At 62.7% G+C, this 9,698-nt stretch carries 9 protein-coding genes; all 9 read right to left on the bottom strand.

Features of this window, described 5'->3' with window-relative positions; all coding sequences use genetic code 11:
- Positions 1–25: 25 nt before the first annotated feature.
- Entirely contained in the window at positions 26–823 is a 798-nt protein-coding gene (locus tag WA943_RS01370; RefSeq protein ID WP_424467940.1) for an FAD binding domain-containing protein, read from the bottom strand.
- Between the two features lie 9 nt (positions 824–832).
- Complete coding sequence (locus WA943_RS01365; RefSeq protein ID WP_424467938.1) at positions 833–3,211, bottom strand: xanthine dehydrogenase family protein molybdopterin-binding subunit; 2,379 nt, start codon at positions 3,209–3,211, stop codon at positions 833–835.
- A 149-nt stretch (positions 3,212–3,360) separates the two neighbouring features.
- Positions 3,361–3,825 carry a (2Fe-2S)-binding protein gene (locus tag WA943_RS01360; RefSeq protein ID WP_424467936.1) on the bottom strand — a complete coding sequence of 155 codons (465 nt, stop codon included), beginning with the start codon at positions 3,823–3,825 and terminating at the stop codon, positions 3,361–3,363.
- A gap of 77 nt (positions 3,826–3,902) precedes the next feature.
- Positions 3,903–4,532: an SRPBCC family protein gene (locus tag WA943_RS01355; RefSeq protein WP_424467934.1), complete on the bottom strand. Its 630-nt coding sequence runs from the start codon at positions 4,530–4,532 to the stop codon at positions 3,903–3,905.
- A gap of 35 nt (positions 4,533–4,567) precedes the next feature.
- The gene (locus WA943_RS01350) at positions 4,568–6,262 is read right to left on the bottom strand and encodes a Na(+)/H(+) antiporter subunit D (RefSeq protein ID WP_424467932.1); all 1,695 of its coding nucleotides are present in this window, start codon (positions 6,260–6,262) and stop codon (positions 4,568–4,570) included.
- Positions 6,255–6,530, bottom strand: a complete 276-nt coding sequence (locus WA943_RS01345) for a hypothetical protein (RefSeq protein WP_424467930.1) — start codon at positions 6,528–6,530, stop codon at positions 6,255–6,257. Before WA943_RS01345 ends, WA943_RS01350 begins: the two co-directional genes overlap by 8 nt.
- Positions 6,527–8,008, bottom strand: a complete 1,482-nt coding sequence (locus tag WA943_RS01340; RefSeq protein WP_424467928.1) for a proton-conducting transporter membrane subunit — start codon at positions 8,006–8,008, stop codon at positions 6,527–6,529. The genes WA943_RS01345 and WA943_RS01340 overlap by 4 nt, the downstream gene beginning before the upstream one ends.
- Positions 8,009–8,027: 19 nt before the next feature.
- Positions 8,028–9,533, bottom strand: coding sequence for a monovalent cation/H+ antiporter subunit D family protein (locus tag WA943_RS01335; RefSeq protein ID WP_424467926.1), 1,506 nt, complete (start codon positions 9,531–9,533; stop codon positions 8,028–8,030).
- The gene (locus WA943_RS01330; RefSeq protein ID WP_424467942.1) at positions 9,533–9,685 is read right to left on the bottom strand and encodes an NADH-quinone oxidoreductase subunit K; all 153 of its coding nucleotides are present in this window, start codon (positions 9,683–9,685) and stop codon (positions 9,533–9,535) included. The genes WA943_RS01335 and WA943_RS01330 overlap by 1 nt, the downstream gene beginning before the upstream one ends.
- Positions 9,686–9,698: the final 13 nt, after the last annotated feature.

Raw genomic sequence — 9,698 nt, 5'->3', positions numbered from 1 at the left:
GGGGTGAGGTGAGGGTTGTGCCTCCTCACCCCGCCGCTGCGACCGCGCGTTTTGCCATCACGGTGATCAGATGCGCGCGGTATTCGGCGCTGCCGTGAAGGTCGGACAACAGGTCGTCGGCGGGAACCTTGATCGAGGCGACGGAGTCTGGCGACCAGTTTTTCGTCAGCGCCTCTTCCATGGCCTTCACGCGGAAAACACCGGCCTGGCCTGCACCTGTCACCGCGACGCGGACGCCCCACGGGCCTTTGGCGACGAAGACGCCGACCATCGCGTAGCGCGAGGCGGGGTTCGGGAATTTCTGATAGGCGGCTTTCTCGGGATGCGGGAAGGTGACTTCCTTGATGATCTCGTCGGGCTGAAGCGCCGTCTCGAACATGCCCTTGAAATATTCATCCGCCACGATGAGACGCTTCGTCGTGTGGATTTTCGCGTCGAGCGCGATGCAGGCGGCGGGATAATCCGCAGCCGGATCATTGTTGGCGATGGAGCCGCCAAGCGTGCCCATGTGGCGGACGGCGGGATCGCCGATCATATCCGCCAGCGCGGCAAGGGCGGGAATGTGCTTTTTGACGTCCGGCGAATTCGCGACGTCGAAATGCTTCGTGCCTGCACCGATCATGATGGCGTCGCCCTCGGCGCGGATGAAGGCGAGTTCCTTCAGGGAGCCGATATCGATGACGTCGCTCGGCATGGCGAGGCGCTGCTTCAGCGTCGGGATGAGCGTCTGTCCGCCAGCCAGCAGTTTCGGATCGTCCGCCTTGGCGAGAAGGGCCTGCGCATCGGCAAGCGAGGTCGGGCGGACATAGTTGAACTGGTACATGGCTTTCTCCTATTCGGCGGCGACGCGGGGCTTCGACTGTATCGTCGCCCAGATACGTGCAGGGGTCGCGGGCATTTCGATGTCGCGAACGCCGAGCGCGTCGGTGATGGCGTTGATGATCGCAGGTGGCGAGGCAATGGCGCCCGCTTCGCCGCAACCCTTCATGCCCAGAGGATTGGACGGACATTCGGTCTTGGTGAAGCCGAGATTGAAGCTCGGCAGATTGTCGGCACGGGGCATGGTGTAATCCATGTAGGAACCGGTGACGAGCTGGCCGGACTCCGGGTCGTAAACCCCATGTTCGAGCATGGCCTGACCGACGCCTTGCGCGATGCCGCCGTGAACCTGACCCTCGACGATCATCGGATTGATGATGGTGCCGAAGTCGTCGACGGCGACGAAGTTGACGATTTGCGGGATGCCGGTTTCGGGATCGATCTCGATTTCGCAGATGTGGCAACCGGCGGGGAAGGTGAAATTGGCCGGATCGTAGAAGGCGCCTTCCTTGAGGCCCGGTTCGATCTCGCTCGAGGGAAAGCCATGCGCCGTATAGGCGGCGAGCGAAACCTCCGCCCAGGCGAGCGACTTGTCGGTGCCCTTGACGGTGAAGCGGCCATCCTCGAAGGCGATATCCTCGGCGGCGGCTTCCATGAGATGCGCGGCGATCTTCTTTGCCTTGGCTTCGACCTTGTCGAGCGCCTTAACGATGGCGCTCATGCCGACAGCGCCGGAACGCGAGCCATAGGTGCCCATGCCGAACTGCACCTTGTCGGTGTCGCCATGAATAATTTCGATCTGGTCGATCGGAATGCCGAGCCGCGAGGAGACGAGCTGCGCGAACGTGGTTTCGTGGCCCTGTCCGTGGCTGTGCGAGCCGGTCAGCACTTCGACATTGCCGGTTGGGTTGACGCGCACCTCGGCGGATTCCCACAAGCCGACACCAGCGCCAAGCGAACCGACGGCGGCAGACGGCGCGATGCCGCAGGCTTCGATATAGGTGGAGAAACCGATACCGCGCAGCTTGCCGCGCCGCGCCGCTTCATACTTGCGGGCGGGGAAGCTCTTGTAGTCGATGATCTCCATCGCCTTGTCGAGCGAGGCTGCAAAATTGCCCGTGTCGTAATTCATGATGACGGGCGTCTGATGCGGGAAGCTGGTCACGAAATTGCGGCGGCGGATTTCAGCCGGATCGACACCCGTCTCGCGCGCCGCTGTTTCCACGATGCGCTCGATGAGGTAGGCGGCCTCCGGGCGGCCCGCGCCGCGATAGGCATCGACGGGCGCTGTATGGGTGTAGACGCCATCGACCTCGACATAGATTGCGGGGATGTCGTATTGGCCCGACAGCAGCGTGCCGTAAAGATAGGTCGGCGTGGCCGACGCGAAGGTCGAGAGATAGGCGCCGAGATTGGCGACGGTCTTGACGCGCAGCGCGAGGAATTTGCCGTTGGCGTCGAGCGCAAGCTCGGCATGGCTCATGTGATCGCGGCCATGCGCGTCGGAGAGAAAGGACTCCGAGCGTTCCGCTGTCCATTTGATCGGACGGCCGACTTTTGCCGCTGCCCAGACGCAGGCGGTTTCTTCGGCATAGATGAAAATCTTGGAACCGAAACCGCCGCCGACATCGGGCGCGATGACACGGAGCTTGTGCTCCGGCGCGACGCCGACAAAGGCGGAGAGAACGAGGCGCGCGACATGCGGGTTCTGGCTTGTCGTATGCAGCGTGTAGCCGCCGCTGCCTTTGTCATATTCGCCGATGGCCGCACGCGGCTCCATCGCATTGGGAATGAGGCGGTTATTGAGGAGATCGATCTTGACGATCTTCGAAGCCTTGGCGAAGGCCGCTTCAGTTTCGGCCTTGTTGCCGAGTTCCCATTCAAAGCATGTGTTGCGCGGCGCTTCCGCGTGAACCTGCGCGGCGGCGGGCGTCTGGCAGGTGGCAAGCGCGACGGTGGCAGGAAGCGCCTCGTAATCGACTTCGATCAATTCGGCGGCGGACTTCGCCTGCGCCTGCGTTTCGGCAATGATCATGGCGACGTGGTCGCCGACATAGCGCACCGTATCCAGCGCGAGAACGGGATGCGCGCCGACATGCATCGGCGAGCCGTCTTTCGAGGTGATGGTCCAGCCGCAGATGAGGCCGCCGAGCTTGTCGGCAGCAATGTCCTTGCCGGTGAAGATGGCGACGACGCCGGGCGCGGCCGAGGCGGCGCTCGTGTCTATGCTTCTGATTTTTGCGTGGGCGTGGGGCGAGCGGAGGAAATAGGCATGCGTCTGGCGAGGGCGATTGATGTCGTCTGTGTAGTGCCCGTTGCCGGTGATGAAACGGAAGTCCTCTTTGCGGCGGACGGGTTTGCCGATGCCTTGTTCGGTGACGCTGTCGGACATGTATTCCTCCGTGCCTCCGGGGCCTCGCCCTTCGAGACGGCGCGTTCCGCGCCTCCTCAGGGTGAGGATTGGTTCAGAGTAATTTCCTCATCCTGAGGAGCGGTCGAAGGCCGCGTCTCGAAGGATGAGGCCCGCATGTTCCTTCCAGCTCAGCGCATCTCCTGCGATGCGGCGAGGATCGCCTTGACGATATTGTGATAGCCGGTGCAGCGGCAGAGATTGCCTTCCAGTTCCTCGCGCACCGTCTGTTCGTCGAGATCGGGTTTGCGACGGATGAGATCGACGGCGGTCATGATCATGCCCGGCGTACAGAAGCCGCATTGCAAACCGTGATGCTCCTTGAATGCTTTCTGCACGGGATGCAGTTCGCCATTCTTGACCAATCCTTCGATGGTCACGACATTCGCGCCTTCGGCTTGCCCGGCAAGCATGGTGCAGGATTTGACCGCGCGGCCATCGACATGAACGACGCAGGCGCCGCACTGGCTGGTGTCGCAGCCGACATGGGTGCCGGTGAGTCCCAGCTCATCGCGAATGAAATGCACGAGCAGCGTGCGCGCTTCGACATCGGCGCTGGCGGGCTTTCCGTTGACGATCATCGACACGACGGTCATGCGCGTTCTCCCTTGGATGTTTTCGCGAGTCTCCGCGCTTGGCTTTGCGACGTCAAGCGGCGCGCACAAGCCCGGTTTCAGCGCCCGAAGATCAGAATGAGAATGACAACGCCGATAATGAGGGCCGTGCCCCAGATCCAGGGCGAGAGGCCCTGTCCGGCCTCCTCGTCCGGGATCATGGGCACGCCAGTCGGGGCCATGGCGTCCTGATCCGGCGACTTGCCGAAGGTTTCGAGGTCTTCGGTCGGCGATTCCGCCTCAACCTTGGTGCCGCCGAGAACTGCCGAAAAATTGCCGAAAAACTCGTCGGCGAGCTTCGAGGCCGTGCTGTCGATGAACCTTTGTCCAATTTGGGCGAGCTTGCCGCCGATCTGCGCGTTGACCTTGTAGGTCAGCACCGTCACGCCGTTGTCGTCGCCAAGGTCGACACGAGCGGAACCCTTGGCAAAGCCGGCTGCGCCGCCATTGCCTTCGCCCGTCAGCGTGTAGCCGTTTGGCGCGTCGATGTCGCTGAGAGTGACCTTGCCCTTGAAGCGGGCATTGACCGGGCCGACCTTCGCCTTGGCGACGGCCTCGAATTCGGTGTCTGAAATCTTTTCGACGGACTCCGCACCCGGAATGGTCTTGCGCAGAACATCCGCGTCGTTAAGGGCAGCCCACACGGTCTCTCGCGGCGCAGGAATGCGGTATTGGCCGGACATTTCCATGGGGGTCTCCTTTTGCGGGGGCTGGGGTCCTCACTCTATAGGTAAGCGAGGCTCAGGGTTATGCCAAGGAGAACCGCGATCCAGAGCACCATTGAGCCCGTCGGCCATGTGCGCGCAAGAAGCCCTTGCGGGCCATGCGTGCTGTAGACGGCAACGAGCATGCGCTCCAGACGATAGTATGAAAAGCGCGCCAGCCCGCGCCAGGCATCCCGGACATGATAGGCGAGGATGCCGACAAGGCCGGGCAGGAAGCGCCTGTAGAGCCAGTCGGTGTCGAGATTGATCGAGCGAAGACTGGTCGGCTGAACCCCGCGCCGCATCAGCAAGGCAAAGGCAAGGCCCGCAAAGGCGAGCAACTGGAGCTGGGTGACGACATGACCGAGCGAGAAAGCGCGATATTCGACCGGGTGGGGCAGATAGGCATAGAGCAGTTGCGGCCAGACGCCGATGGCGAGGCAAAGGGCTGATGCGAGGCCCATGGCGACGAGCATGTGGCGCGGCGCTTCCGCGACCTTGAGGCCGCGATCGGCGCCGAGGAACATAACATAGGGAATGCGAATGCCGGTATGCGCGAGCACGCCGACGGATGCGAAGGTGAGCGCGATCCAGACGGCAAAATACCCGCCGCTGCCTGCCGCTGAAACGACGAGGCTCTTTGTGACAAAGCCGGAAAAGAGCGGCACGGAGGCGATGGAGAATGCGCCGACGATGCAGAAGAGGAAGGTGAGCGGCATGGAGCGCGCCAACCCGCCAAGCTCCGACGCCTTGTCGCTGCCCGTGCGATAGAGAACCGCGCCGACGCTCATGAACAGCAGCGCCTGATAGATCGTACTCGCCGCCGCATGCGCGACCGCGCCGCTGAGCGCAAGCGGCGTGCCGATGCCGATGCCGACGACCATGAAGCCGAGCTGCGAATTCAGACTATAGGCGAGCGTGCGGCGCAGATTGTTTTCGATGGTGGCGTAGAAGACCGGAAGCACCGCCATCGCCGCGCCGATATAGATGAGATATTCGGTGCCCGCAAAACCGCGCGCCAGTGCATAGACGGCGAGCTTTGTGGTGAAGGCGGAAAGCGTGACCGTGCCCGTGAGCGTAGCGGCGGGATAGGCATCTTGCAGCCAGTTGTTCAGCAGCGGGAAGGCGCATTTGATGCCGAAGGCAAGGAAGATGAGCCAGGTGGCTGTGCTGCCAAGCTCCATGCGTTCAAAGGCGATGGAGCCGGTCTGCTGATAGTGAAGAATGATGCCGACGAGCAGCAGCAGGCCCGAACCGATCTGAATGGCGAGATAGCGAAGGCCCGTGTGATAAGCGCCTTCGGTGCGGCGGCTCCAGATGAGGAAGACCGAGGCAAGCGCCGTTCCCTCCCAGAAGATGAAGAGCGTGACGAGATCGGCGGCGAAGACCGCGCCGATGGCCGCGCCCGCATAGAGCAGGGTCGAGACCTGCTCGACCTTGTCGCGGACATGCCAAGCATAAAGCAGCGCCAGAAACGCCGCGAGCGAGAAGATGAGCGCGAAGGCGTAAGAGAGCGCGTCGATGCGCAGGAAGCCGAGACGCAGATCGAGGAAGGGCAGCGTTCCGTAATTGGCGAAAGGGAGCGCGATGAAACTTGCCAGCGCGACGAGCGGCACGGCGAGAAGGAACAAGCCGCGCAAGGCGTGATGGCGGATCAGCGGCGTGAGCAGCGCGCCTGCGACATAGATGAGGGCGGGCGTGACGATCTCAGACATCGCGCGCCTCCGTGCTCACGGGGCGCTCGTCTTCGGCGTCCGTCGCCTCGCGTCCGTAATAATCTTCCGGGCGAATGGTGAGGCGGCGCAGCGCGCGGGAAACGAATATGACTGCGGCATAAGCGAGAAGGCCGAAGGCGCAATAGACGAGCGGCTGGCTTTCAATGTCGAAATAGCCGTGACGGTCGCGGAAGAAATCGGCAGCGGCGAGCGCGATGCAGATCGCGGCCAGCGCATAGATGATCTTGTCGGAGATGATGGGCTTCATGGCGCGGCCTCCGGCGGAAGCATGGGGATATGCAGGAGGAAGCCGTATATCTCGCTAGCAAAGAAGAAGAGGGCGATGCAGCCGAGCGCCGTTGCGCAGAGCGGCAGAAGGCAAAGCAGCGGCGCTTCCTGAACGCCGGGGCTCGTGTTTCCGCCGGGCACCGGCATGAAGAGCGCGCGACCGGCGACGGGCAGAAGATAGGCGATGCTGAGAAGCGAGCCGAGAGCGAGGACGACGATCATCACCGTCTGCTGCGCATCGGCGGCGGCCATGATGAGAAACCATTTACTCCAGCCGCCACCAAGCGGCGGCAGGCCGATGATGCTGAGCGAGGCGATGAGGAAGGCCGCGAAGGTGAAAGGCATCTGGCGGCCGAGGCCCGTCATCTCGCTGACGCGCGTTTTATTTGCGGCGACATAGATTGCGCCTGCGCACATGAAGAGCGTGATCTTGGCCATGGCATGCATGACCATCTGCATGGTGCCGCCGATGATGCCCATCTGATTGGCAAGGGCCAGCCCAAGCGTCACATAGGCAAGCTGGCTGACGGTGGAATAGGCAAGCCGTGCCTTGAGGTCGTCCTTGGTGATCGCGATGATGGCCGCGACGATGAGCGAGAAGGCGGCAACCCAGGCGAGCCAGACGGAAGCGTCGGTGCGCGACAGATAGCCGGTGCCGAAAATATAGACGCCGACTTTGAGCAGCGTGAAGACGCCGCCTTTGACGACGGCGACGGCATGAAGGAGCGCGCTGACGGGCGCGGGCGCGACCATGGCGGCAGGCAGCCAGCGATGGAACGGCATCAGCGCGGCCTTGCCTATGCCGAAGGCGAAGAGGGCGAGCAGCAGCGGCGCAAGCGCGGGATCGATATGGCCGCTGACAATGCCCCCCGGCTCGAAAGCGAGCGTGCCCGTGGCGGTCCATGTCCAGATGATGGCGACGAGGAAGAAGCCGATGGAAGTGGTGAGCAATATGGCGAGATAGGTGCGCGCGCCCGCTCGCGCTTCGGGCGTGCCCTTGTGGGCGACGAGCGGATAGGTCGAGAGCGTCAGCAATTCGTAGAAGATGAAAAGCGTGAAGAGGTTGCTTGCGAAGGCGATGCCGAGCGCAGCGGCGATGGAGAGTGTGAAGAAGATCGCAAAGCGTGTCTGATGGGCTTCGCCCGCGGCGCGCATATAGCCCGCCGAATAGATCGCAATGACGATCCAGAGGCCCGATGCGAGCAGCGCGAAGACCATGCCGAGCGGTTCGATGCTGAAGGCGAGCGGCAGGCCGGGCATGACTTCGAAAAGGAATAGCTCCGGCACCGCTCCGCCAAGCAATGCGCGCAACAGGAAGATCACAAGCGCGAAGGTGACGGCTGCGGTCGCGACATGCGCGACGTCGCGAATGACCGGCCATGCGCCGAGCGCGCCGATAAGCGCCATGGCGCCGAGCGGCAGGAAGAGCGCGAGGTAGAGGGCGAATTCTGCTGTCATGAACATCCGGAATTGCCCCTCACTGCCAGAACAGGTTTGAGGCGGCGATGAGCGCATTGGCGGCGCGGCTGGCGGCGGCGCTTGTCAGCTCCGCATCGAGGCCGAAAAAGAGGCTGGCACCGGCAAGCACCCACATGGGGATGAGCATGGTGAGCGGCGCTTCCGTGCGGTGAACGCCTTCGGGCGCCTCGCGCAGATAGGCGGCTTCGACGACGCGCCAGATATAGGCGAAGGCGAGAAGCGACGAGGCAACGACGAGGATGGCGAGCGGCCACCAGCCCTGCGCGAGTGCGGCCTGTACGAGATACCACTTGCTGATGAAGCCGACAGTGAGCGGCACGCCGACAAGGCTGAGCCCGCTCGCGACGAAGGCGGCGGTGGTCCACGGCATGTCGCGACCGATGCCGCGAAGATCGCGGATGGAGCTTGTGCCCGCGCGCAAGACGTAAGCGCCAGCGACCATAAAGAGCGCGCCTTTGGAGACGGCGTGATTGAAGAGATGAATGATCGAGGCCATGAGCCCGGCATGGGAGAGCAGCGTCATGCCGACAAGCATGTAGCCGATCTGGGCGATGCTCGAATAGGCAAGCATGCGCTTCAGATCGTCCTGGAAAATCGCGACGATGGAGCCTGCGAAAATACCGACAAGGGCGAGCGGCAGGATGATGTTGCGAAGCACGGCGACTTCAAAGGCGATGCTGAAACCGAAAACGGTGAAGAGAAAACGCAGCAGCACATAGACCGCAACCTTGGTTGCCGTTGCCGAAAGGAAGGCGCTGACGGCGGACGGCGCATAGGTATAGGCATTGGGCAGCCAGAGATGCAGCGGGAACATGGCGAGCTTGAGCCCGATGCCGACGGCGATGAAGGCAAAGCCCATGCGCAAGGTGCGATTGTCGCCATGCTCGAAGAGGCGTTGCGCGAGGTCTGCCATGTTGAGCGTGCCGGTCAGCATGAAGAGCATGCCGAGGCCGATGACGAAGAAGGTCGCGCCGATGGTCCCCATGATGAGGTAATTGTAGGAAGCCGTTAGCGCGCGCCGGTCGCGACGAGCGCCCGCTGCGATCAGCGCATAGGCCGACAGCGACGAGATTTCGAGAAAGACGAAGACGTTGAAGGCGTCGCCCGTGATCGTGACGCCGAGAAGACCGGCGAGGCAGAGCATGAAGGCCGTATAAAAAAGCCCGTGCTCGCGCGCATCGATCTCGGAGGCGATGCTCACGCGCGCATAGAGAAGCGTGAGCGCCGCGATGCCCGACACGATGAGAAGGACGAAGGCATTGAGAATATCGACGCGATACTCGATGCCGATGGGCGGCGCCCAGCCGCCGAGGTGGTAGGAGACGATTGTGCCGTCGAGCGCATTGGCAAAGAGCGCAACGGAGACGGCGAAGGTGACAAGACTCGCGGCGAAGGCCATGGCCCATGGGCGATTATTGCCCCCGAGAACGGCGCAGAACGGCGCGGCGATCAACGGCAGGACGACCTGCAGCGCAGGCAACTGGGCGGTGAGAGCTTGCAGCATCAGCTCTCTTTCTCCATGTCGCGCTCGATTTTCAGAATTTCGTCCTCTTCAATGGTGCCGTAGCTTTCCTTGATGCGCACGGCGAGCGCCAGCGCCAGTGCGGTCGTGGAAATGCCGACGACGATGGCGGTGAGGATCAGCACATGCGGCAGCGGATTCGAATAG

Source organism: Parvibaculum sp. (assembly GCF_049651025.1).
Taxonomy (GTDB): domain Bacteria; phylum Pseudomonadota; class Alphaproteobacteria; order Parvibaculales; family Parvibaculaceae; genus Parvibaculum.
This window is presented reverse-complemented; position numbering and strand designations above follow the sequence as displayed.